Source organism: Amycolatopsis heterodermiae, assembly GCF_034929455.1.
Taxonomy (GTDB): Bacteria; Actinomycetota; Actinomycetes; order Mycobacteriales; family Pseudonocardiaceae; genus Amycolatopsis; species Amycolatopsis heterodermiae.
Window position 1 is genome coordinate 517,289 of sequence record NZ_JAYFSI010000005.1, and the last position, 22,849, is coordinate 540,137.

The 22,849-nt window shown below is 71.7% G+C and carries 20 protein-coding genes and 1 pseudogene; 8 read left to right on the forward strand and 13 right to left on the reverse strand.

Annotation, left to right across the window (positions count from 1 at the left end):
- Window positions 1–147: 147 nt before the first annotated feature.
- The 6 genes from VA596_RS24565 to VA596_RS24590 form a co-directional block, all read right to left on the reverse strand.
- Window positions 148–492 (reverse strand): RNA polymerase-binding protein RbpA, encoded by a 345-nt coding sequence (locus tag VA596_RS24565; RefSeq protein WP_323330437.1) that lies wholly within the window; start codon window positions 490–492, stop codon window positions 148–150.
- A 109-nt stretch (window positions 493–601) separates the two neighbouring features.
- On the reverse strand, window positions 602–832 hold the full coding sequence (secG, locus tag VA596_RS24570; RefSeq protein ID WP_323330438.1) for a preprotein translocase subunit SecG: 231 nt from the start codon (window positions 830–832) through the stop codon (window positions 602–604).
- A gap of 126 nt (window positions 833–958) precedes the next feature.
- On the reverse strand, window positions 959–1,744 hold the full coding sequence (gene tpiA, locus VA596_RS24575; RefSeq protein ID WP_323330440.1) for a triose-phosphate isomerase: 786 nt from the start codon (window positions 1,742–1,744) through the stop codon (window positions 959–961).
- Complete coding sequence (locus VA596_RS24580; protein ID WP_323330442.1) at window positions 1,744–2,958, reverse strand: phosphoglycerate kinase; 1,215 nt, start codon at window positions 2,956–2,958, stop codon at window positions 1,744–1,746. The genes tpiA and VA596_RS24580 overlap by 1 nt, the downstream gene beginning before the upstream one ends.
- Window positions 2,959–2,963: 5 nt before the next feature.
- Window positions 2,964–3,968: a type I glyceraldehyde-3-phosphate dehydrogenase gene (gene gap, locus VA596_RS24585; protein WP_323330445.1), complete on the reverse strand. Its 1,005-nt coding sequence runs from the start codon at window positions 3,966–3,968 to the stop codon at window positions 2,964–2,966.
- 318 nt (window positions 3,969–4,286) lie between these two features.
- On the reverse strand, window positions 4,287–5,468 hold the full coding sequence (locus VA596_RS24590; RefSeq protein ID WP_323330447.1) for a winged helix DNA-binding domain-containing protein: 1,182 nt from the start codon (window positions 5,466–5,468) through the stop codon (window positions 4,287–4,289).
- A gap of 73 nt (window positions 5,469–5,541) precedes the next feature.
- Between VA596_RS24590 and VA596_RS24595 the strand changes: the two genes are divergently transcribed.
- The gene (locus VA596_RS24595) at window positions 5,542–6,186 is read left to right on the forward strand and encodes a LysE family translocator (RefSeq protein WP_323330449.1); all 645 of its coding nucleotides are present in this window, start codon (window positions 5,542–5,544) and stop codon (window positions 6,184–6,186) included.
- On the opposite strand, the gene VA596_RS24600 is transcribed toward VA596_RS24595, so the two are convergent.
- Genes VA596_RS24600 through VA596_RS24620 form a run of 5 tightly spaced genes read right to left on the reverse strand, consistent with a single transcriptional unit; the run spans window position 6,167 to window position 14,114 of the window.
- Entirely contained in the window at window positions 6,167–6,517 is a 351-nt protein-coding gene (locus tag VA596_RS24600) for an ArsR/SmtB family transcription factor (protein ID WP_323330450.1), read from the reverse strand. The two genes, VA596_RS24595 and VA596_RS24600, sit on opposite strands and share 20 nt — an antisense overlap.
- Window positions 6,514–7,302, reverse strand: a complete 789-nt coding sequence (locus tag VA596_RS24605) for a TIGR03620 family F420-dependent LLM class oxidoreductase (RefSeq protein ID WP_323330452.1) — start codon at window positions 7,300–7,302, stop codon at window positions 6,514–6,516. Before VA596_RS24605 ends, VA596_RS24600 begins: the two co-directional genes overlap by 4 nt.
- A gap of 37 nt (window positions 7,303–7,339) precedes the next feature.
- A complete protein-coding gene (locus tag VA596_RS24610) occupies window positions 7,340–11,827 on the reverse strand; it encodes a hypothetical protein (protein ID WP_323330454.1) in 4,488 nt (1,495 codons plus the stop codon).
- A gap of 11 nt (window positions 11,828–11,838) precedes the next feature.
- Window positions 11,839–12,639, reverse strand: a complete 801-nt coding sequence (locus VA596_RS24615) for a hypothetical protein (protein WP_247049175.1) — start codon at window positions 12,637–12,639, stop codon at window positions 11,839–11,841.
- The gene (locus VA596_RS24620) at window positions 12,639–14,114 is read right to left on the reverse strand and encodes a hypothetical protein (protein WP_323330458.1); all 1,476 of its coding nucleotides are present in this window, start codon (window positions 14,112–14,114) and stop codon (window positions 12,639–12,641) included. Before VA596_RS24620 ends, VA596_RS24615 begins: the two co-directional genes overlap by 1 nt.
- A gap of 118 nt (window positions 14,115–14,232) precedes the next feature.
- On the opposite strand from VA596_RS24620, the gene VA596_RS24625 reads away from it, so the two are divergent.
- The 3 genes and pseudogenes from VA596_RS24625 to VA596_RS24635 all read left to right on the forward strand — a co-directional run.
- Window positions 14,233–14,670 carry a PPOX class F420-dependent oxidoreductase gene (locus tag VA596_RS24625; RefSeq protein ID WP_323330460.1) on the forward strand — a complete coding sequence of 146 codons (438 nt, stop codon included), beginning with the start codon at window positions 14,233–14,235 and terminating at the stop codon, window positions 14,668–14,670.
- Window positions 14,671–14,731: 61 nt separating this feature from the next.
- A complete protein-coding gene (gene hemF, locus VA596_RS24630; RefSeq protein WP_323330462.1) occupies window positions 14,732–15,676 on the forward strand; it encodes an oxygen-dependent coproporphyrinogen oxidase in 945 nt (314 codons plus the stop codon).
- A gap of 323 nt (window positions 15,677–15,999) precedes the next feature.
- Window positions 16,000–17,991 (forward strand): annotated as a pseudogene (locus tag VA596_RS24635) (PQQ-dependent sugar dehydrogenase); the annotation flags it as partial.
- Window positions 17,992–18,049: 58 nt separating this feature from the next.
- On the opposite strand, the gene VA596_RS24640 reads toward VA596_RS24635, so the two are convergent.
- Window positions 18,050–18,424 carry a hypothetical protein gene (locus VA596_RS24640; RefSeq protein ID WP_323330465.1) on the reverse strand — a complete coding sequence of 125 codons (375 nt, stop codon included), beginning with the start codon at window positions 18,422–18,424 and terminating at the stop codon, window positions 18,050–18,052.
- A gap of 106 nt (window positions 18,425–18,530) precedes the next feature.
- On the opposite strand from VA596_RS24640, the gene VA596_RS24645 reads away from it, so the two are divergent.
- A complete protein-coding gene (locus VA596_RS24645; RefSeq protein WP_323330467.1) occupies window positions 18,531–19,658 on the forward strand; it encodes a hypothetical protein in 1,128 nt (375 codons plus the stop codon).
- Here the strand turns inward: VA596_RS24645 and VA596_RS24650 are convergent.
- A complete protein-coding gene (locus VA596_RS24650) occupies window positions 19,633–20,241 on the reverse strand; it encodes a TetR/AcrR family transcriptional regulator (protein WP_323330469.1) in 609 nt (202 codons plus the stop codon). The genes VA596_RS24645 and VA596_RS24650 overlap by 26 nt on opposite strands.
- A 73-nt stretch (window positions 20,242–20,314) precedes the next feature.
- Here VA596_RS24650 and VA596_RS24655 point away from each other — a divergent pair, with 73 nt between their 5' ends.
- The 3 genes from VA596_RS24655 (at window position 20,315) to VA596_RS24665 (ending at window position 22,845) form a co-directional block, all read left to right on the forward strand.
- Window positions 20,315–21,190 (forward strand): sterol desaturase family protein, encoded by an 876-nt coding sequence (locus tag VA596_RS24655; RefSeq protein ID WP_323330470.1) that lies wholly within the window; start codon window positions 20,315–20,317, stop codon window positions 21,188–21,190.
- A 97-nt stretch (window positions 21,191–21,287) separates the two neighbouring features.
- On the forward strand, window positions 21,288–21,662 hold the full coding sequence (locus VA596_RS24660) for an effector-associated constant component EACC1 (protein ID WP_323330472.1): 375 nt from the start codon (window positions 21,288–21,290) through the stop codon (window positions 21,660–21,662).
- The gene (locus tag VA596_RS24665) at window positions 21,643–22,845 is read left to right on the forward strand and encodes a caspase, EACC1-associated type (RefSeq protein WP_323330474.1); all 1,203 of its coding nucleotides are present in this window, start codon (window positions 21,643–21,645) and stop codon (window positions 22,843–22,845) included. The genes VA596_RS24660 and VA596_RS24665 overlap by 20 nt, the downstream gene beginning before the upstream one ends.
- The last annotated feature ends 4 nt before the right edge of the window (window positions 22,846–22,849 follow it).

Genomic DNA, 22,849 nt, shown 5'->3' on the forward strand with positions numbered 1-22,849 from the left:
ATTGCGGAGCCGAATCGCGTGACTGGGAGGTCGACACGTGATTGGGGGGTCGACACGGCGTCGGGTGGCGAAGCAGCGAGCGGGCGTGGGCGCGCGAAAAGCCACCTCGAGGGGTTGCTTCCTCGGGGTGGCTTCCGGCGGTGACGCTTAGATGATCTCCCGGCGCTGGCGCAGACGCTCGAGGGCTTCGGCGAGGATGGCCTCGCCGTCGGCGTCGCTGCGCCGCTCCTTCACGTACGCCAGGTGGGTCTTGTAGGGCTCGGTCCGGGGTGCGGCCGGCGGGTTCTTCTCGTCCTGTCCGCCGGGGAGTCCGCAGCGGGGGCAGTCCCACTCATCGGGGATCTCTGCCTCCATCGCGAACGACGGACGGGCCTCGTGCCCGTTGGCGCACCAGTAGCCGACTCGGCGCCGTGGCGCCGACTCACCTCGTTCCGATTCGCCCGTAGGTCCGGCACCCACCCGGGTGCCCCGAATCGCGTTACCGCCAACCATGAATCCTCACACCTATGGAATCGGCGGCGCGCCCCCCAATAGGCACGCCGAATCGCTGCGCACCCCGCTGGTGTGACCCGGTCTCGATCGCCGGCGGGGGCGCCGGACGTCACACCTTGAGCAGCAGGCCCAGCCCGATGATGCTGATCAGCCACACCGCACCCAGCAGCAGGGTGATCCGGTCGAGGTTCTTCTCGGCCACGCTCGACCCGGCCAGGCTCGACTGCATCCCGCCACCGAACAGCGACGAAAGGCCACCGCCGCGCCCGCGGTGCAGCAGAACCGCCACCACGAGGAACACGCTGGAGACGATCAACAGGATTTGCAGGAACAGCTTCATGTCATCCTCTGGGCTCTAGGAGAATGCAGGGGCACGGCATGGTCGTGACGACCACCACCGTACCCCTGGACTCGTCCACTGCTGTGTGACGGACCGGATACACAGGTTACCCGGTCGTGGCCTCGATCAGGGCAGCGGCCCGCCCGCGGCGAGTGCGCAGAGTTTCGTGAACTCCTCGCCGTCGAGGCTCGCCCCGCCGACCAAGGCGCCATCGATGTTTTCGCAGGCCACCAGCTCGCCGATGTTGCCCGACTTCACCGAGCCGCCGTAGAGCACCCGGACCGACGTCGCGATCTCGTCGCCGTACTTCTCCTGCAGGGTGGCGCGGATGGCCTTGCAGACCTCTTCGGCGTCGGCCGAGGAGGCGACCTTGCCGGTGCCGATCGCCCAGACCGGCTCGTACGCGACGACCACACCGCTGACCTGCTCGGCCTTGAGGCCCTTCAGGCCGTCGATCAGTTGCGTCGTGGTGTGGTGGATGTGCTCGCCGGCCTCGCGGACCTCGAGCTTCTCCCCGATGCAGAGGATCGGCGTGATGCCGTGCTTGAGCGCGGCCTTGACCTTCTTGTTGACCAGCTCGTCGGTCTCGGCGTGGTACTCGCGCCGCTCCGAGTGCCCGACGGTGACGAACTTGCAGCCCAGCTTGGCCAGCATCACGCCCGACACCTCGCCGGTGTAGGCACCGGCGTCGTGCGAGGAGATGTCCTGCGCGCCGTAGGTCAGCGACAGCTTGTCGCCGTCGACCAGGGTCTGCACGCTGCGGATGTCGGTGAACGGCGGCAGCACCGCCACGTCGACCTTCGCGTAGTACTTCTCCGGCAGCGCGAAGGCGATCTTCTGCACCAGCGCGATCGCCTCGAGGTGGTTCTGGTTCATCTTCCAGTTGCCGGCGATGAACGGCTTGCGTGCCACTAGTTCTTCTCCTCCAGGGCGGTCACGCCCGGCAGTTCCTTGCCTTCGAGGTACTCGAGCGAGGCCCCGCCTCCGGTGGAGATGTGCGAGAAGCCGTCCTCGGGCAGCCCGAGCTGCCGCACCGCGGCCGCGGAGTCGCCGCCGCCGACCACGGTGAACGCGTCGCTCTTGACCAGGGCTTCGGCGACGGCACGGGTGCCGCCGGAGAACGCCTCGAACTCGAACACGCCCATCGGGCCGTTCCAGAACACGGTCTTGGCGTCGGCCAGCTTGCCGGCGAACAGCTCGCGGGTCTTCGGGCCGATGTCCAGGCCCTCGCGGTCGGCCGGGATGGCCGTGGCTTCGACGACCTCGTGCTCGGCGTCGGCCGAGAACCCGGTCGCGGCGAGGACGTCGACCGGCAGCACAAGTTCGACACCCCGCTTCTCCGCCTCGGCGAGGAAGCCCTTCACCTGGTCGAGCTGGTCGGCCTGCAGCAGCGACTTGCCGACCTCGTGGCCCTGGGCCTTGAGGAAGGTGTACGCCATGCCGCCGCCGACGAGCAGCCGGTCGACCTTGGTCAGCAGGTTCGCGATGACGCCGAGCTTGTCGGACACCTTCGCGCCGCCGAGCACGACCACGTAGGGCCGCTGCACGTCGTCGGTCAGCTTCTTCAGCACGTCCAGCTCGGCCAGCACCAGGCCGCCCGCGTACGCCGGGAGCACCGAGGCGACCTCGTAGACCGAGGCCTGCTTGCGGTGCACGACGCCGAAGCCGTCGGAGACGAACGCGCCGCCCGGGACGAGCGCGCCCAGCTCGGCGGCCAGCTCGGAGCGGTCCACGGCGTCCTTGCTGGTCTCGCGCGCGTCGAAGCGCACGTTCTCCAGCAGCATGACACTGCCGCCAACGAGGCCGGCGGTCAGCGCCTTGGCGGACGCGCCGACCAGGTCACCGGCCAGCGCGACGTCGGCACCGAGCAGCTCGGATAGCCGCGCGGCGACCGGGGCCAGCGTGTACTTCGGGTCCGGCTCGCCCTTGGGGCGGCCGAGGTGCGCGGTGACGACGACCTTGGCGCCCGCCTCGGCGAGCTTCTTGATCGTCGGCAGCGCGGCGCGGACCCGGCCGTCGTCGGTGATGCGGTCCCCGTCGAGCGGGACGTTCAGGTCGGAACGCACGAGTACGTACCGGCCCTGAACGCCCTCGCCCAGCAGGTCGTCGAGGTTCTTGACGGTCATCGGGTTCAGGAGAGCTTCGAACCGACGAGCTTGACCAGGTCCGCGAGCCGGCTGGAGTAGCCCCACTCGTTGTCGTACCAGCCGACGACCTTGACCTGGTTGCCGATGACCTTGGTCAGCGGCGCGTCGTAGATGCAGGACGCCGGGTCGGTGACGATGTCCGAGGACACGATCGGGTCGTCGCTGTAGCGCAGGATCCCGGCGAGCGGGCCGTCGGCGGCGGCCTTGTAGGCGGCGTTGATCTCCTCGACCGTGGCGGCCTTGGCGAGCGTGACGGTGAGGTCGGTGGCCGAGCCTGTCGGGACCGGGACGCGCAGCGCGTAGCCGTCGAGCTTGCCCTGCAGCTCCGGCAGCACGAGGCCGATGGCCTTGGCGGCGCCGGTGGAGGTCGGCACGACGTTGATCGCGGCGGCGCGGGCGCGGCGCAGGTCCTTGTGCGGCGCGTCCTGCAGGTTCTGGTCCTGCGTGTACGCGTGGATCGTGGTCATCAGGCCCTGCTCGATGCCGAAGGCGTCGTTGAGGACCTTGGCCAGCGGGCCGAGGCAGTTGGTGGTGCACGAGGCGTTCGAGATGATGTTCTGCGAGCCGTCGTACTTGTCGTCGTTGACGCCGAGCACCACGGTCAGGTCCTCGCCCTTGGCGGGCGCGGAGATGATGACCTTCTTGGCCCCGCCGGCGATGTGCGCCTTGGCGGCGTCGGCGTTGGTGAAGAAGCCGGTGGACTCGACCACGACGTCCACGCCCAGGTCGCCCCAGGGCAGGTTGGCCGGGTCGCGCTCGGCGAGGGCCTTGATGGTCTTGCCGTCCACGACGATGCCCTCGTCGCTGACGCTGACCTCACCCGGGAACCGGCCCAGGATCGAGTCGTACTTCAGCAGGTGGGCCATGGTGGCGACGTCGCCGAGGTCGTTGAAGGCGACGACCTCGATGTCGTGGCCGCTGGCCTGCACGGCGCGGAAGAAGTTGCGGCCGATGCGGCCGAAGCCGTTGACACCTACGCGAACGGTCACTGCTGCCACTCCTCTGAGGATCGGCCGGGAGTCCCGGCCGTGACTTGCGGGCTCGCGGCAACCCTAGCGTGCGGGCATGCGCGTCCCTGACTGCCCTGACGAGACTTCCACCACTTGGCGAACGGGTCAAGAATCGATTAAGAAGCCGGCGCGTGTCGGGGCTCGGAGTTCACGTGTTCGTCATCCGGACCACGGCGGACCAGGCAGGCTCGCGGTCCGCCGGTTCCGGCTGGCCGCGCGGGGTGCGGATGCCTCCCCGGCTGGTACTGGGCCGCGGGTCCGGTGAGCGACTCAATCGATCAAGTTCCCGGCCTCCCCTCACTCGGCCAGCTCGCGTTCGAGCGGGGTGCGGAACCGCGGGATCACCCGGACCACGCCGAACCACTTCGCGCAGCGGTCCGCCGCCGCCTCCACCTCGGCTTTTTCCTCCGCCGAGACGTCCTCCAGCAGCCGGAACACCACCTCGCCCGACTCACGCTGGGCCCAGCCGCCGACGATGCGGCCGTTGGCCCAGACCGTCGGGCCGACGTTGCCGAAGCGGTCGAACAGCGCCGCCTTGTGCTCGCCGAGGAACCAGTCGCGGTCCTGCCAGCCCATCGGGGTCGGGTCGAGGCACGGGAGGAACGCGGCCCAGGCCGGCGGCTCGGGCACCGGCTCGACGTCGTCCGCCAGCGCCACCCCGGGCACGCCGCCGAGGTCGACGTCCGCCGTTTCGAGCCCGGCCAGTGCCTTCCTGGTCTGGCCGAGCGTCCAGCCGGTCCACCAGCGCAGGTCCGTCAGCGGGGCCGGGCCGTACGAGCGCAGCCAGCGCCGGGCCAGCTCGACGCGCGCCTCGGCGGCGCTCCACGGGGCGAGGCCGCTCGCCACCCACTCGTCCAGGGGATGCCAGACGTACTGGGTGCTCAGCCAGGTGCCGCGCGGGCGGCCGCGGACGATGCGGCCGTCGACCGCCAGCTGGAACAGCACCCGGCTGGTGACGTTGCCGATCGCCTCGTACGGCTTGCCCTTCGACATCTGCAGCCGCTGCCGCAGCCGGGGTTCGGCCTCGCTCAGCTGCTGCGCGGTCGCCGAGCCGAAGCCGCGCAGCTTGGCTTCGACCGCCGTTTCGACGTCGGCCAGCCACTTCCCCGGCTCCGGCACGTTCTCCGGGTATCCCTGCTGCCCGAGGTGCTGCTCCAGCAGCCGCCGCTGCTTCGCCGCGATGTCCGCCGAACAGCCGGCCTGCACGAGGGCCGCGGTCTCCAGGCCGGTGACGAACACCGTGCGGCGCATGCCGAGCAGCCGCAGCACCGTGCGGTCGTCGTACAGCGCGCGCTCGACCTCGGCGATCGCCGGCCCGACGAGCCGGGCGGCCGCCGAGAGGTGGACGGTCGCCGGGTCGGTGGCGTGCAGCGCGACGACACCCGCGACGGCGTCCTCGACCGTGGCCGCGGGCGCGGCGAGGTGGTGGCGGACGCCGAGGCGAGCCCGGCGCTGGGCGGTGGAGATCTCGAGAGGCACCCGAGATTCCTACCACCCGGCACCGACGAAAACGCGTGGTCACCCCGCCGGCCACGGCGTTAACCTCGGGGGCATGGTCTCCAGCGCGCACCTCGCGGCATTCGCCGCGCTGACGTTCCTGATGGTCGTCGTCCCCGGGCCGAGTGTGCTGTTCACGATCAGCCGCGCGCTGACCGTCGGGCGGCGCGACGCGCTCCTCACCGTCCTCGGCAACGCCGTGGGCGTCTACACGCAGGTCGTCGCGGTGGCGTTCGGCCTCGGCGCGCTCGTGACGACGTCGGCCGCGGTGTTCACCACGATCAAGATCGCCGGCGCGGCCTACCTGGTGTACCTGGGGATCCAGGCGGTGCGGCACCGCCGCCGGCTCACCGACGCGATGGCCGCGCGCGTCGCCGCGGCACCCGGCCGGGTGATCACCGTGCTGCGCGACGGTTTCGTGGTCGGCTTCGCGAACCCGAAGTCGATCGTGTTCCTGGCCGCGCTGCTCCCCCAGTTCGTCGACCCCGCTGCCGGTTCGGTGCCGGCGCAGATGCTGGTGCTCGGGCTCTGCCTGCCCGCGATCGCGCTGGCCACCGACAGCGCGTGGGCGCTGGTCGCGGGCACGGCGCGGGCGTGGTTCGCCCGCTCGCCACGGCGGCTGGAAGCGGTCGGCGGGACCGGCGGCCTGGTGATGATCGGCTTGGGCACGACGCTGGCGTTCACCGGCCGGAGCGACTGACGCGGATGTCCGCCGGGTCGCGCAGCACCAGGGCCAGCAGGCCCGGGAAGGCTGCGTCGAATTCGGGGCGGCGCAGGCGGTTCAGGCGCCGGGGGCCGTCGTCGCGCTGTTCGATCAGGCCCGCCGCGCGCAGCACCGCGAAGTGGTGGCTGCGGGTCGCCTTCGCCACCGGCAGATTGAACGTGCCGCACGCCTTCGTCCAGTCCGGCACGGCCGCTAGCTCACGCAAGATGCTGCGGCGGACGGGGTCGGCGACCGCCGCCAGGGCGTCCTGCAGCGACACCTCCGCCGGCGGCGCGTGCGTGAGCCCGCGGGACCGTGCCGTCGTCACCGCAGGGCCTCCGCCAGCACCGGCCACCACTCGCGGGGCAGGTCGCCGGCCGGGACGACGACCTGGTCCGCCCCCGCCGCGCGGTACTCGCGCAGCCGGGCGACGACCGTGTCGAGGTCGCCGCGCACCGTGAGCCCGTCGACCAGCCGGTCGGACAGGTCCGTGATGTCGGCGTCCGTGAAGCCCATGCGGCGGAAGTTGTTCGCGTAGCCGGGCATCCCGGCCAGGAACCGCAGCGAGCCGTCGCGGGCGCGCTCGCGGGCCGCGGACGGGTCCGTCTCCGCGACGACGCTCAGCAGCACCACCAGCTGCTTCCCCGCGCCGAGGATCTCCCGCGCCGACGCGACGTAGTCCGTCGTCACGAGGAACGGGTAGGCACCCGAAGCGCGGGCGCGCGACAGCTCCAGCATCTTCGGGCCCAGCGCGGACAGGATGCGGGCCGACGCGGGGACGGTGTCGTCGAGCTCGTCGAGGTAGTCGTTCAACGTGGCGAAGGGCCGGGGGCCGTGGGCGCCGCCGAGGCCGACGACGAAGCGCCCGGACGGCAGGTCCGCGTACGCCCGGGCCACGTCGGCGGACGGCACCCGGTCGACCGGCAGGATGCCGCTGGCCACCGGGATCTTCGCCGTCCCGTGGATCACGTCGGCGATCAGCGGCAGGTTGCTGGCCTGCCCGCCCGGCAGCCAGATCGCGCCGTACCCCAGCTCCTCGAGCTCGGCGGCGGCCGCGACGGCCTCCGGCCCGGTCGTGTTCAGCGTGGCGCCCAGCGCCCCCAGGTTCGTCATGCGCGGGTGAACCCCGGACCGCCGCCCGATGTTCCCGTCACGCGGTTTGTTCGTCCTCAGCGGAATCGGTGGTTTCCCCGGAGTCGGGATCGAGGGCGTCCCCGACCCGCGAGAACATCCGGGTCGCCGAGAGCCGCGCGACGCCGTCCGGGTCGCCGAGGTCGTCCAGGGAGTTGCGGACCGTCGAGTCGACCGACAGGTACTTGCGGCCCGCGCGCAGGTCGGCGTCGTTGCGCAGCCGGACGATCAGCGGGAACTCCGAGAGCGCGCCCGCGTCGAACAGGCCCGTCGTGTAGATCAGCTGCACGCCCAGCGCCTCGGCCACCGCCCGCTGCAGCTCCAGCAGGTACCCGGCGGACGCGCGGCCGATCGGGTTGTCCAGGAACAACACGCCGGAGTGGCGGTTGCGGACCTTGCCGCGGTTGTTGGCGCGCAACGCCGCGAGCGTGCAGTAGAGGATGATCGCCGCGGTCAGCTGCTGACCGCCCGAAAACACGTCACGGATCTCCGAGACGCGCTGGCGTTCGGTGCGCAGCACCGAGTCCGGCTTGAGCATGTCGACGCGGAAGCCCTTGGGCGCCGCGGCCCGGACCCCGCGCAGCACCAGGGAAAGCCCGTCGCGCTTGACGTCGCGGCCGTCCGCGGTCTTGCCCACCGCGGCCTCGTCGACGACCTCGCCGAGCTTCTCGGTGAGCGCGTTGTCCTCCAGCTCGGTGAACCGGATGCGCAGGAACTCCTGCCCGGACCAGTCGCCGAGGCCGTCGGGCAGCCGCGAGACGCGCTGGGCCGAGCGCAGCTGCCGCAGCGCGCCGTCGACCATGCCCTGCAGCCGGGTGATGATGCCGCCGCGGTGCCGGTCGATCTGCGCGAGGTCGTCGGTGAGCGACCGCAGCCGCGGCCGCAGCGCCTCCGCCCACTCGGCGGCGTGCGCGGGCAGCTGGTCGCGCTTGACCGAGATCACCTGCTGGCGCACCGGTGTACTCAGCTTCTCGAAACGCTTCTCCGTCGCGTACTGGGCCAGCTGGTCCGCCGCCTCGCGCACCCGGCGGTCGCCCGCGTCGGCGGCGTCCTGCGCCTCGGTGAGCGTCGCGTTGAGCCGCGTGTGCTGGGCGCGCGCGGTGTCGACGTCGCCGTCGTAGGCGTCCGCGTCCTTGTCGGTGACCAGGTGGGCCAGGGAGTCGGCGAGCAGCGAGAAGCCGGACGCGGAGTTCCGCGCGGAGTCCAGCGTCTCCTCGGCCGCGGCGCGGCGTTCCTGCAGCTCTTCCCACTTCCGCGCGGCGACGGACACCTCCAGCCCGGCGGCGTCGATCAGCTCCAGGCCGTGCTCGATGTCGCGCGGCTTTTCCCCGTTGACGCCGTTCTGCAGCGGCAGCCCGTCCAGCTCGGCGCGCCGCGTCGAGACGAGCCCGATCGCTTCGGTGCGCTCGTCTTCGAGGCCGTCGACGACCCGCCGGGCGCGCGCCAGGGCCGCCGCGCGGGCGGACGCGTCGGAGCCGTCGGGCGTCTCCAGCAGCTCGGCGGCGGTGGCGCGGACGGCCTCGTCCAGCGACTCGACGGCGGAGCTCGCGGCGGCTTCGGCGGACTCGGCCTGCTCCAGCTCGGCCCGCAGGTCGCTGCCGACCTCGACCTTCGCGTACGACTCGGACGCCGACAGGTAGGTCCGGCGCAGCGCGTCGACCGGCTCGGACGGCAAGCCGTCCACAGTGCCGTCGATGTCGGCCGCGCCCGGCACCTCGGCGAGTTCGGCGCGGGCGGTGGTCGCCGTCCGGCGGTGCCCGTCGGCCGTGCGCTGCTCCTCCCCCGCCTGCTCCCGCAGCCGCGCGGCCTTGCCGGCGGCGTCGGACGCCTGCAGGTCGGCGCGCTCGGCCACTTCGGTGGCGCGCTCGACGTCCTCGGTCCACTCCGCGATCCGGGCGCCGCGCGCGGCCAGCTCGCCCAGCTTCCGCGCCCGCTCCTCGGACTCGGCCGCCGCGGCCCGCAGCTCCGGGACGCGCTCGCGCAGCGACGCCGTCTTTTCGCTCAACCGCGCGAACTCCGCCTCGGCCTGCGCCAGCGCCGTGCGCGCGGTCTCGCGCGCGCTACGGGCGGCCTGGGCCTGTTCGGCGAGGGTCGCGATGGCGCCGGGCGGGTAGTCCTCGCGCCACGTCGTGAGCTTCCACGTCAACGCGCCGTCCACGGAAAGCTTGGCGGACAACGCTTCCAGCCGCCGCTGCCGCTCGGTGTTGCGCCGGGCGACGGCTTCCCGTTCGGCGTCCGCGGCTTCTTCGTCGTACATCGCGGGGTTCGGCGGCACGAGGAACTCGACACCCGGCGCGGCCGCCGCGTCGGCCAGCAGGGCCTCGGTGGTGCCGACGGCGATGATCGCGGACGGCAGCAGCCGCCGTGACGTCAGCACCTCGCGAGCGCGGTCCGCGTGCGCGGCGTCGTTGAGCAGCACGCCGGAAACCAGCTGCGGCAGGGTTTCCAGCACCTCGGCGCGCCGCGCGGCGTCCAGTTTGGACAGATAACGCCAGCCGGACCACGCGGTGATCCCGGCTTCCTCCAAGGCATCGAGGGCGGCCTGGACGTCCTGCGGCGGCGGCAGCAGCCCGCCGGAACCGAGCGCGGACAGGGCCCGCTCGTCGGCGGACTCCTCCATCCGCAGCGCGGTCTGCTCCTTCTCGACGGACGCGCTCGCCTCGCGCAACCGTTCCAGCAGCACGGGAAGGTCGCTCTCGAGGGCGACGTCGTCCGCGCCGAGCAGCTCGACCAGGCGGCCTTCGGCGGCGAGCGCGTCGGTGCGCCGGTGGGCGCGATCGAGGTCCTCGGTGGCGCGCTCGAAGCGGTCCTGGGTGGTCCCGGCGAGCTGGTGCGCCTCGTTCACGGCCCGTTGCGCCGCTTGGAGATCCGTCGCGACGCGGTCGAGTTCCTGCTCGCGCCGGGTCAGCTCGGCGGCCGCGGACTCGGCCGCCGAACGGGCCGCCCGCGACGTGTCCGCGACGTCGGCGCCCGAGGGCAGCAGCCCGCCGCGGACGGCGTTCTGGACCTCTTCGCGCAGCTCGGTGATCCGGGTGGTCAGGCCGCGGGCCTCGGCGCGCCGGCCGGCCGCGAGGTTGGCGGCCTCGTCACGTTCGGTCTGCGCCTTCTCGGCTTCGGCGCGCAACGCGCCCGCGTGCGCCTCGGCCTTGTCGGCCTGGCGCTGGGCGTCCTGCGCCAGCGACTGCAGGCCCCTGGCCAGCGCGGCCGCGGCGGTGTTGCGCGCCTGCAGCGCCGGGCGCGCCTTCTCCTCGCGGCTGCCGACCAGCTCACGCAGGTCCTTGGCCTTGCGGGCGGAGTTCAGCTGGTTGAGCACGGTCGCCGTCTCGCGCCAGGCCTCGGCCGCCGTCTTCGCCTCGGCCAGCTCGGCGTCGACGCGCTTGCGGGCCTCCTGGGCCTCGTCCAGGCGCAGCACCGCGACCAGGCGGCGCAGCTCGGTGACGCCGGCCGCGAGCCGCCGGTGGTCGCCCTCGGCGAGCTTCTCGGCGGACTTGACCTCGTCGACGTGGTCTTCGAGGCCCGACAGCCGGGCGTTCTCCAGCTCGTTGCGCGCGACGACCCGGCCGGCCAGCGCGGCCATGTCGGCCTTCGCGGCTCCGGCGATCTTCCGCGACGCCGCTGCGACGCCCTCTTCACTGGCCAAAGGCCCGAGCAGATCGAGCGCGCCCGCGACGAAATCCCGTTCCGACAACAGGTCCCCACGCTGCGCGAGGTTGTGCGAGTAGGTCGAGACGACCTCGGCGAGGTCCTTCGGCTCGTCCTCGGAGACGACGGCGCGCAGCAGGAACTCGACGAACGCCTCGTCGGTGCCGAACGCGAACGCGTCCGCCGCCTCGCCTTCGCCCGCGTTCATCGCGCGCTGGTAGCGGAACAGCTCGGTGTCGAGGCCGAGGGTGTCGAGCCGGCCGGTCCACTCGTGGTGGCGCCGCGTCCAGGACAGCTCCAGCTCGGGCTCGGCCAGCTGCGCCGCGGCGAGCTTGTCGTGGAAACCGGACATGGTGAGCAGCCGGCCCTCCGCCGTCATCGGCAGGGAGTCGAGGCCCAGCGCCGAAGTCGGGCGGAAGCAGTACCAGGAGTCGGCGAGGTTCTCGGAGTCGGCGGAGACGACGTGCCCGCGCCATTCGGAGACCTTGCCGGTGATGATCCGGTGGCCGGTCTCGACGTGCAGCCACTCCAGCACGACGTGCGAGACGTCCTTGGCGGCGACGAACTTCTCGAGCACCTTGGTGCTGGTCGTGCCGACGACCTGGCGGCGGCCGGGCAGCATCACCGAGAAGATCAGCTTGATGAGGACGGACTTGCCGCCGCCGTTCTCCAGGAACAGCACGCTCGCCGGGGACGGGCGGCGCAGCTCGGCCGGGCCGGTCGCGTGGATGCCGGCGCTGAACAGCGCGTCCTGCTGGGGCGCGGTGATCTTGGCGCCGACGCCGCTGAAGTCGAGCACGACGTCCTGGTAGCGGGCACCCGCCGGGCCCACGGAATGCAGGCGGACCCGCGAAAGCTCGTACATCTACTCCCCTTTTAGAGCGTGTCGGAGGACGTCGCGCGCAGCGTGCCCCCGTCGTTCGCGACGGCCACGACGTCCAGTGCGAGCAGGTCGTCGAAGGCGGCGTCGGCGGCGAGTTCGCGGACCTGGATCTGGTAGCGCGGGGTGGTGCGGTAGGTGCCGCCCTGCTCGTCGCTCACCGGGACCAGGAAGCCCTGGTCGGCGAGGAAACGGAGGGCGCGCGAGACCATGCCGCGGGTGGTGTCGGCGGCGAGGCGGCCGTCCTTGGTGGCCGCCGCAGCGGGCCGACGGGTGTAGGCGCGCCAGGCCTGTTCCAGCTCGGGCGCGTCGGCCAGCGGGTCGTTGTTGGCCTCGGCCTGGGCGGCGCGTTCGTCGAGCATGCGGGCGGCTTCGCGGACCATCGCGTCGACCTGCTCGACGCTGACGCGGCCGATGTAGGTGTCGTTGGCGAGGTCGTCCGGGCGCGGGTAGCCGAGCGCGGCGGCGGCGAGGTGGATGAGGCCGTGCAGCACCTTTTCCGTGTCGCGGCGCTCGCGGATCTTGGCCTGGCGGGCGTAGGAGTCCATCTTGATCTCGAAGACGGACTCGTCGGTGGCCGCCAGCACCGCGCCGGCCTGCTGGTTGACCTCCAGCACCATCAGCCCGAGCCCGGAGGCGACGGCGTGGGTGAGCGCCTTGAACGCGTTGTCCTCGCCGTAGCGGCGCACGAGGTCGCCGTAGACGACGTCACGGGCGGGCAGCTGCTTGGGCCGCATGCCGAAGGCGACCAGCCGGGCCGCGGCTTCGGCGTCCACGCTGCTGTGGGACAGCGCCATTACGCGACTTCCTCTTCTTCGTCGGCACGCTCTACGGCGGCGGTGGACAGGAGCAGGTCGGCACCGCCGAAGTCCGGGTCGTCGAGCAGCGTGCCGTCGTCGACGGCGAGCAGCACCGAGCGGTCCCCCTGGCGCCGGGCGGCGCCGATCCCGGGACTGTATGCGTGGACCGCGCGCAGCGCGACCAGGGCCGGGAGCCCGGGCTGGCGGCTGCGGCGGGCCTCTTCGAGCAGGCCGGACAGCCGGCGCGGCACCTCGGGCAGGTCGAGCAGTTCGTCGGCGCGGCGCCAGACGTCGTCGCCGAACTTGTCGGTGACGTCGGCGGGCATCAGCTCCGGTTCGGGGATCTCGCCGACGAGCTGGTCGCGCTCGGGTGCGGGCCGCAGGAGCAGCGACACGAGCGACGAGAGCGACGGCACGACCGGCGCGGAGATGCCGGCGACGGCGTGGAAGAAGTGCTCGGCCGGGGTGACGGCGTCGGCCAGCGGCAGGCCCAGGGTGGGCACCAGGAGCTGGCCGAACAGGTCGAGCGTCGCGCGCTGCGGCGGGCCGGAGAACTGCTGGCGGTCCTGCTCGGCGCGGAACACCGCGCCGGCGTCGGCCAGCCGGGACTGCAGGCGGGTGTGCCGCCGGATGCAGTCGCCGACGATGTCGACGAGCTCGGCCGCGCGGCGCTTGCGGTCGAGGTCCTCGGTCTCGTCGCGGGCGGTGGTGATGTTCTTGAGGATGGCGTTCTCGGCGCGGAAGCGGGCTTCGATGTGGCTCAGCGCGCTGTCGAGCAGCTCCGGGACCTCGCGCTCCCAGTCGACCGACCGGACGTCGCGGCGGGTCGCGTCGAGCTTCGCGCGCAGCACCTCGCCGTACTGGACGGTCCGGTAGCGGGCCTGCTCGGCGGCCAGCTTCGCGTCGGCGAGCCGGCCGCGGTTGATCAGGTTCTCGAGCTTCACCTCGGCCGCGATCTGCGCCGATTCGACGTCCGTGTCGAGAGCGCCGACGAGCACGTTGATCGCCTCGTCGGTGGCGCGCAGGTAGACCTCGCCGTCCGGGGCGGCCAGCTCGACGAGCAGCTTGAAGTCGAACTGGCGGCGCTGGTAGCCGCCCGGCCCCATCGAGCCGTAGACGCGGCGGAAGCCGCGGTCGGTGGTGCCGACGTTGATCAGGTTGTCGAGCACCCACCTCGCGACGCGGACGTGCTCCTCCGGCATCCGCGACAGCGCCTGGGCCGCGATGAACGGCAGCAGCCGGTCGATGACCTCGTCGTGGCCGGCGCCGGTGTCGAAGTCCATCGCGATGGTGACCTGGTCGATCGTGTGCAGCGCGATCTCGGCCATCTGGTAGATCGTGGCGTCGGCCCAGTCGAGCTTCGCCTTCCGCGCGTCGAGGTCGTGCAGCGGCGCGGTGCAGGCCAGCGCCTTGAGGCGGCGCGTCAGCCCCTCGTCGGCCAGGCCCTGGCCCCCGGTCTCGTCGTCTCGCACAGCAGGCCAGGCTAGTCGGCCACCCTCTGCACACGCGCGGGTGACGGTCCATCCATGCCCCCACCGCCACCCTCAAAGGTGACGCTGACGCGTCGCGGTATGATTTAAGGTCGCTCTCATGCGTGAGATGAGCCGTGAAGAGTGGTGGCAGTTCGCTTCCGAAGGCACCCGGACGGGCATGCTCGGCCTGGTCCGGAAGGACGGCGCCCCGATCGTGACGCCGATCTGGTTCCTGCTGAACGAGGGGCCGGACGGTGACGAGCTGATCTTCAACACCGGCACCGAGACGCTGAAGGGCAAGGCGATCACGCGCGACGGGCGGATCTCGCTGGCCGTCGACGACCAGCGCCCACCGTTCTCCTACGTGCAGTTCACCGCCGAGGCGCGGCTGACCCACGACCACGACGAGATGCTCGAGTGGGCGACGCGGATCGGCGGCCGGTACATGGGCGCCGAGCGCGCCGAGGAGTACGGCAAGCGCAACGCCGTCCCCGAGGAGGCACTCGTCCGGGCGAAGATCACGAAGGTGATCGCCCGGGCCGAGATCGCCGGCTGACTTCCGGATTCCCGCCCCCACCTGCGGATCGCTGCTAATCTCGCGGGTGGGGGTGGGGTTCATGCTTTCGGGTGGGGACAGCAGACGGGAAGCCGTGACGGCGATGGTGAACGCCGGGCAGCGGGAACTGGTGGCCGAGCTGGAACGGCTGGACGGCGGTGCCCGCTTCGGCCGGTCCGGCTGGGAGCGGCCCGGCGGGGGCGGCGGGCAGGCGCGGCTGCTGGAGGACGGCGACGTCTTCGAGCGGGCCGGCGTCAACTGCTCGGCGGTGCACGGCGACCGCCTGCCCGAGCTGGTCGCGCGGCAGCACGGGCTGGACCCGGACAGCGGGTTCTTCGCGACCGGGCTGTCGGTGGTGGCCCACCCGCGCAACCCGTACGTGCCGGCGTTCCACGCCAACTTCCGGTACTTCGAGTCCGGCGGCACGTGGTGGTTCGGCGGCGGCGCGGACCTGACGCCGTGCTACGGCTTCGCGGACGACGCGGCGCACTTCCACCGCGCCCTCAAGACGTACTGCGACACCTTCGACCCGGCCTTCCACGCGCAGGCCAAGCGCGCCTGCGACGAGTACTTCACGCTGCCGCACCGCGGCGAGACGCGCGGGGTCGGCGGCATCTTCTTCGACCACCTGCACCCCGAGGGCCCGGACGGCTGGCACCGCGCGGCGGCCTTCACCGCGGCGGGCATCGCCGCGATCGCCCCCGCGTACCTGCCGATCGTGCGGCGCCGCAAGGATCTCCCGCACGGCGACCGCGAGCGGCAGTGGCAGCTCTACCGCCGAGGCCGCTACGTCGAGTTCAACCTGGCGCACGACCGCGGCACCCGGTTCGGACTGCAGACCGGCGGCTACGTCGAGGCGATCCTGATGGCCCTGCCGCCGCTGGCGCGCTGGGAGTTCGAGCTGACGCCGGAGCCGGGCAGCCCCGAAGCGGCGCTCGCGGACTTCCTGGTACCGCGGGACTGGGCGGGCGAAGAGCTGGCCCCGGAAACCCGCGTAGCCGGCTGACGTTCCCGGCCGCGGCTCGCCGAGCCGCACTTTCGCCGGGAAAGATGAGTTTGGTGGAACTCGGGTTTCAGCATGTGGGGCGCTCTTGGCGCGGCCGCGCAACCCCTGTGCGCTGGGCCGTCCGGGCGCATCCGCCCCGCTGAGCGGGAAGCCGGTTTTCACCGTGGGTGAGGGCGTGTGTCCGGTATTGACACGACCCGCTCGCAGGGTGTGTGATCTGTCCCATAGATAGGAAACTTTCCTAACTATTTCTGGGAGGTCCCGTGGCACCCCGCCCCGCGTGGCGCGCCGGCATCGTCGTCGCGGCGCTCGCCGGCACCGCGATGTCGCCGGCAACCGCTTACGCCGCAGCAGCTGTGGACTACGAGGCCGAGAGCGCCGTGATCTCCCAGGGCGTCGTCGAGTCGAACCATGCCGGGTACTCCGGCACCGGGTTCGTCAACTTCGACAACGTCGCCGGGAGCTACGTCGAGTACTCCGTGAACGCCGCGCAGGCCGGCACGCACACGCTGACCTTCCGCTACGCCAACGGAACCGCCGACAACCGGCCGGTGAAGCTGGTCGTCGACGGCGGCGACAAGGGCACCGTCGACTTCCCCGCCACCGGCGACTGGACGACGTGGAAGACCGTCACCGCGACCGTGCAGCTGACCGCCGGGGTCAACAAGGTCCGGACCACCGCGACCACCGCCAACGGCGGGCCGAACGCGGACAAGCTCACCGACACCTTCACCGCGCCGAGCGACAGCGAACCGCCGTCGCCGCCGTCGAACCTCGCCGCCAGCAACATCCTCCCGACCGCCGCGACGTTCAGCTGGACCGCCGCGACCGACAACGTCGGCATCGTGCGCTACGAGATCAACCGCGGCGGCAACGTCCTCAAGACCGTCGACGGGACCACGACTTCCGCGACCGTGGACAACCTGACGCCGAACACCGCCTACGACATCTCGGTGGGCGCGTACGACGCCGCGGGCAACCCGTCGCAGCAGAGCAACGTCGTCGCCTTCACCACCCCGCCGAGCAACGACACGACCCCGCCGAGCGTGCCGGGCAGCCTGCGGTCGACCGGTGTCACGGCGAACAGCGTTTCCTTGGCCTGGAACGCTTCCACGGACAACGGCGGCACGATCACGGCCTACGACGTCTTCCAGGGCGCCACGAAGGTCGCGTCCACGACGTCGCTCACCTCGACGGTCACGAACCTGAACCCGAACACGTCCTACACCTTCACCGTGAAAGCGCGGGACCCCAACGGGAACAGCTCGGCCGCGAGCAACGCGGTGACCGTCAAGACCAGCGCTCCGGGCGGTGCCGGGGGCATCCCGGAGTACGACAAGGACATCGCGAAGGTCGACCTCGGCTGGGCGGTGGACTTCCTGCCAAACGGCAACGCCCTGGTGACCGAGCGGGACCGGTTCGAGATCCTGCTCGTGACGCCGTCCGGCCAGAAGACCACGCTGGGCCGGGTGCCGGGCGCGGTGACCACCACCGGCGAAGGCGGCGTCCTCGGCCTGGCGATCTCGCCGAACTGGGCGAGCGACCACGCGATCTACGTCTACCACACGGCTTCCGGCGACAACCGGATCGTCAAGATGACCTACGACGGCACCACGCTGTCCTCGACGTCGACGCCGGTGCTCACCGGGATCGCGAAGAACCGCTACCACAACGGCGGCCGGATCCGGTTCGGCCCGGACGGCAAGCTTTACGCCACCGTGGGCGACGCGAAGAACAGTGACAACGCGCAGAACAAGAGTTCGCTCAACGGGAAGATCCTGCGGCTCAACAGCGACGGGTCGGCGCCGGGCGACAACCCGTTCTACGCCACCGGCGGCAACGCCCGGTACGTCTGGAGCTACGGCCACCGCAACCCGCAGGGCCTGGCCTGGGACTCGCGCGGCCAGCTGTGGGCGGCCGAGTTCGGCGAGAGCAGCCTGGACGAGCTCAACCTGATCCAGAAGGGCGGCAACTTCGGCTGGCCGAGCTGCGAAGGCACGCAGGGCAGCTGCAGCGGCTTCATCGCGCCGAAGAAGACCTGGCCGACGTCGCAGGCCGGGCCGTCCGGCGTGGAGATCGTCAACGACTGGATCTACATCGCCGGCGTCACCGGCAAGCAGCTGTTCGCGACGCAGATCAACGCCGCGGGCACCGGCGTCGGCACGGTGTCCACGCTGTTCTCGGGCCGCTGGGGCCGGCTGCGCTCGGTGACGAAGACGCCCGACGGCGGCCTCTGGCTGACGTCCACGAACAACGACATGAACGGCGGCACGCCGACGGTCCTGGACAACGTGATCGTCCGGCTGAAGTTCCCCGCCGCCCACTGACCGCGGCTGGGGTGACCGGAGCGGCGCCGGTCACCTCAGCCGCGCTTCACACCGGCTCGGCGGTGACCCGCTCGAGGTGGGCGTCCACGTCGAAGCCGTGCTCCTCCAGCCGGCGGCGGGCGAGCAGGCGTTCGTCGGCGGTGAACAGCGTCTCGTACTCCGGGCGGAGCATCGTCGCCTCGGAGCTGCGGGCGAGCTGGTTCTTCTCCCAGAGCAGGGCGAAGCCGCCCGCGGTCCCGGCACCACGCAGCAGCCGCCGCGCGGCCTCGACACCGCCGTGCTCGCGGACCATGCGTTCGAACTGGAGCGGCCGAAAGCCGTAGTCGGTGGCGAGGACGCGGCAGCCGTCGAGCAGGTCATCCGTGAACCGCCGGGCCAGCCGCCGGTCGGCGACGGGGACGGTTTCGGGCAAGTCGGACATTCGACACCTCTCGACGGGACACCTATCCCCTTTCAGTCGCGCGGGAACCCCGTTTCGCTACGCCGCAACGCCGGAAACTGTCGGTCCCTTCTGCAAAGGTGACTCCATGCGCACCGTGGTCGACGGCGAGGTAAACGTCCACTATGGACAGATCTATGTGCACAGCGAAGGGGGTGATCCGTTCGACGGCGACCTGACGGCGTGTTTCGCCGGGCAGCGCAACGGGCTGTGCGGGGCTGCGGTCCCCGGGACGTTGTTCCTGATCACCGGCCTGCACACCGGGAAGGTCGGGTTCACCGCCGAGGTCCACGACACCGAGCCGCCCGGCACCGGCGGCGAGGACGTCGTCGAGGCACCGTTCCGCGCGGAGGGTGCGGCCCGGCTCGTGACCTGGGGCGGCGGGGAGTGGTGGGATCTCGAACTGTCACCGGGCGACTACCGCGTGCGCTACAGCGGGTCCGGGATGGACGCGGGCCGCGACCGCGACACCCGCCTGGACGGCGAACCCGCGCTGGACCGCTACCTGCTCCAGTTCTGGCCCGCGCCACCGGCGCCTGACATCGTTGTCCGGCAGCGCAGCGCGATCGCCGCGTACTGGCACGGTTTCGCACGGGAGCTGCCGACGTCCGAAGAGTTCACGGCGGCCAAGGCGCGCATGCAGGAGGCGCGTGAGCGCGAGGCCGCGGAGGCCCTTGCGAAGGACCGGCACGAGCGGCTGCTGCGGGAGTGGGGCGGTTCGCTGCCGCCCGAACGCATTCTGAACCTGCCCCATCCCCTGCGTGAACTGGCCAAACAGGACCGCGGGTTCGTCGCGGACGCGATCGACGCCGCGCCGGAGGTGCAGCACGCGCTGGCGCGCCGGCTGGCCCGTCACGCGTTCACGCTGGCCGGCCTGGACACCGTCGCCTGGATCGCCGAGGGGTTGCGCGCGCTCGACGAGGGGCGTGCGCTGCCGCCGCCGTTCGGCGACTGGACGGCGGCGTGGGATCGCCTGCTGTCGGACCCCGATGTGCCGCACACCCTGGTCCGCACCCCGGACGGGCGGCACGACAACGCGTTGCAGCAGGCCATGGCGTTCCCGGCGATCTTCGCCGCGGCAAAGCCGGATCCGGTGCAGGCGTTGAGCGAGACGCTGTCGGCGGCCTTGGTGACCCAGGGCGGCGACAGCGCGACACTGTTCGCCTGGGCACGGGCGGCGCTCGCCGAGCTCACCAGCCGAACAGGCGGTCCATGATCCGGGCGCAGCGGGCGGTCATCGCCGTCGCGTCCTCGTCCGGGCGGTCGATCCACCAGCTGATCAGCGAGTCGACCACACCGGTCCAGACCTGGGCGATGGCCTCGATGTCGACCGGGTCGGCCAAGCCCCGGGACGTCATCAGCTGCGTCGCACCGAGGAGGGCGAAGGCGTCCAGCCGGCGCCGGTAGTCGGCGGCCGCGGTGGCGATGTCGCCGCTGCCCGGCACGGTCGCGTCGCGCAGGAGGCGCCAGGCGTACCGGTCGTGGTCGAAGGTCGTGAAGATCGCCGAAAGCACCTTGAGCGGCATCCGTTCGGGCTCGCCGCCGGAGGCCATGGTCGTCGCGACGCCCTCGGTCAGCCGGCCGCCCGCGCGGTGCAGGCAGGCGAGGTACAGGCCGTCCTTCGAGCCGAAGTACTGGTACAGCAACGGTTTCGTGACGCCGACCCGGCGCGCGATCTCGACCATCGACGCGCCCGCGTACCCCGCCCGGCCGAACTCCTCGGTCCCGGCGACGACGAGCTGCGCCTCGCGCTCTTCGCGGGGCATGCCCTTGGTACCGACCGGTCTTGACTCCGTCACGGTCCAGACCCTACCGTGCGTGAAGTGACCCTCGGGTAAGTTACCACTGGGTCAGATCATCCTAGGAGGCGACGTGGCCGAGTTCCTGGCGCACCTGCGCGACCCCGTGCTGTTCGCGGTACCGGTGTTCCTGCTGTTCGTGACGATCGAGATCGTCGCCGTGCACGTGCTCGGCCACGACGACGACGTCATCGGCTACAGCCCCGCCGACACCCGCACGAGCATGCTGATGGGCACGGTCGCGGTCGGCGTCAACGCGTTGTTCCGGCTGGTGATGCTGGTCGTCTTCGCGGCGCTGTTCGAGCTGGCGCCGGTGCAGCTCGACCCGCGCGACTGGTGGACGTGGGTGCTCATGCTGCTGGGCCAGGAGCTGGTGTTCTACGCCTACCACCGGGCGAGCCACCGCGTCCGGCTGCTGTGGGCCGGGCACCAGGTGCACCACTCGAGCGAGCACTACAACTTTTCGACGGCGCTGCGGCAGAAGTGGACCCCGTACTTCCAGCTGCCGTTCTGGTCGGTGCTGGCACTGTGCGGGATCCCGCCGTGGATGATCCTGACCGGCCTCTCGATCGACCTCGTGTACCAGTTCTTCGTGCACACCGAGAAGATCGGCAAGCTGCCGCGCTGGTTCGAGTACGTCTTCAACACCCCGTCCCACCACCGCGTCCACCACGGCAGCGACGCGGAGTACCTGGATGCCAACTACGGCGGGATATTCATCGTGTGGGACAGGCTGTTCGGCAGTTTCGTACCGGAGGGCAAGCGCCCGACTTACGGGCTGACGAAGAACATCGCCACGTACAACCTCCTGAAGGTCGGCTTCCACGAGTACGGCTCGATCCTGCGAGACCTGCGCGGGGCCCGGAATTGGCGCGAGCGCACGGGTTTCGTCCTCGGACCGCCCGGCTGGCAGCCCGCCGGAACCCGCGCGCTCGCGAACGCGGAGTGACCACTCGGGTGTAACACCGTGAGCGGACGTCCGACTGGAGGGGGTGCGACCCGCCGGACCCACGGCGGGCTCCGTCGAGACGATCACCGGGAGCGCAGTGACGATCGCCATCACCTTCGAGGGCAGCACCGGCCCCGACGACCTCCCCGGATGGCTGGCCCTGGAAGAGGATCTGCGCGGCCGGCTCCGGACGATGTCCGGCCAGGCGGCCCCCGAGACCATGGGCTGGGACGTGGTCGTCGGGGCGGCGGTCGCCGCGGTGCCCGTCCTGACCCGCTCGATCTGCGGGTACCTGGTCGAACGCGACCGGCTGCGGAAGGGCGACCTGTTCCTCACCTACACCGCCGAAGACGGGCGAGAGGTGCAGGTCCGCCTCACCGGCGCCACCGAGCCGGCCGCGCTGGCCGAGACCCTCCTGGCGCACCGGTCGGTGACCATCACCGAGGACGGCGATGCGTCTTCCCGTTCCTGAGTCCTCGCACGCCGTCCTCGTCGGTACGACCACGTACTCGGGCTCGTTCGCCGCGCGGCCGCTGCCTGCCGTGGCCAACAACGTCACCGACCTGGCGGCCGTGCTCACCGACGAGCAGTACGGCGGTTTCCTCGCGGAGAACTGCACTTCCGTGCTGGACGAGGACGACCGCAACGTGATCCTGCGGGCGGTCCGCGCCGCCGCGGCGCGGGCCACCGACGTCCTGCTGGTCTACCTCAGCGGGCACGCGCTGCCGAAGGAACTGTCGAGCAACGAGATCCACCTGCTGCTGCCGGGAAGCGACGACAGCGGCGAGGACTTCTGGTGGAACCACGCGCTGCCGTACTCCGACATCCGCAGGATCGTCCGGGAAAGCCAGGCGGCGTGCCGGATGGTCGTCATCGACACCTGCTTCAGCGGCCGGGCGCTGGCCGAAGCGATGGGCAAGGCCGACGGGGAGGCGTTCGTCATCTCCGGCTCGTACGTGCTGGCTTCGGCCGGCAGCAACGTGCACGCCGTCGCACCCGCCGGCGCCCGGCACACCGCGTTCACGGGGGTGCTCGTCGACCTGCTGACCAACGGCATCGACGACCCGTCGCCCGAGCTGTCGCTGCCGAGGATCTTCCCCCGGCTGCGCCAGACCCTGCTGGCGGCCGGGTACCCGGAACCGGACCACAGCGCCACCAGGACGGTCGACCAGAAGGCCGTGGTCCGCAACCGGGCCGCGCTCATCGCGCGGGACCTGGCGCCCGACGTGATCACCGACCTGGGCAGCGATGTCAACACGATCATCGTGCGCGGCCTGCGGCGCCTGGAGGACCTCTACGACCAGGGCACCCGGTCGGTGCGGGACCGGATCCGGTCGGAGGTCCTGCGGTTCCTCGACCACGACAGCAAGATCGTCTCGCAGGAGGCCGGGCGTCTCTACGACGTCATCCGCGCCTGGGAGGACGCCCCGGGCGAGCCCGCCGAGCCGAAGCGCCCCGGTCGCCTGCGCGGCGCGCTGGCCGACCCGTGGCTGGGCGCGTCCGCGGTGGTCCTGGCGCTCGTCGCGGGCACGGTCCTGTGGTGGACCGGCCTGCCCGCCGGGCTCGCGACGGCGGTGGCGGCCCCGCTCGCGGTGCTCGGCTACGCGGCCGCGATCGCGGTCGCCGTGTTCTCCACCCCTCCCGAGAAGGACTGAAACC

Excerpts from the sequence above, each read along its gene's own strand:
- VA596_RS24565 (WP_323330437.1), bottom strand. The coding sequence starts at position 492 with ATGGTTGGCGGTAACGCGATTCGGGGCACCCGGGTGGGTGCCGGACCT.
- secG (WP_323330438.1), bottom strand. The coding sequence starts at position 832 with ATGAAGCTGTTCCTGCAAATCCTGTTGATCGTCTCCAGCGTGTTCCTC.
- VA596_RS24580 (WP_323330442.1), bottom strand. The coding sequence starts at position 2,958 with ATGACCGTCAAGAACCTCGACGACCTGCTGGGCGAGGGCGTTCAGGGC.
- VA596_RS24595 (WP_323330449.1), top strand. The coding sequence starts at position 5,542 with ATGGTCTCCAGCGCGCACCTCGCGGCATTCGCCGCGCTGACGTTCCTG.
- VA596_RS24605 (WP_323330452.1), bottom strand. The coding sequence starts at position 7,302 with ATGACGAACCTGGGGGCGCTGGGCGCCACGCTGAACACGACCGGGCCG.
- VA596_RS24610 (WP_323330454.1), bottom strand. The coding sequence starts at position 11,827 with ATGTACGAGCTTTCGCGGGTCCGCCTGCATTCCGTGGGCCCGGCGGGT.
- VA596_RS24615 (WP_247049175.1), bottom strand. The coding sequence starts at position 12,639 with ATGGCGCTGTCCCACAGCAGCGTGGACGCCGAAGCCGCGGCCCGGCTG.
- VA596_RS24625 (WP_323330460.1), top strand. The coding sequence starts at position 14,233 with ATGCGTGAGATGAGCCGTGAAGAGTGGTGGCAGTTCGCTTCCGAAGGC.
- hemF (WP_323330462.1), top strand. The coding sequence starts at position 14,732 with ATGCTTTCGGGTGGGGACAGCAGACGGGAAGCCGTGACGGCGATGGTG.
- VA596_RS24640 (WP_323330465.1), bottom strand. The coding sequence starts at position 18,424 with ATGTCCGACTTGCCCGAAACCGTCCCCGTCGCCGACCGGCGGCTGGCC.
- VA596_RS24645 (WP_323330467.1), top strand. The coding sequence starts at position 18,531 with ATGCGCACCGTGGTCGACGGCGAGGTAAACGTCCACTATGGACAGATC.
- VA596_RS24665 (WP_323330474.1), top strand. The coding sequence starts at position 21,643 with ATGCGTCTTCCCGTTCCTGAGTCCTCGCACGCCGTCCTCGTCGGTACG.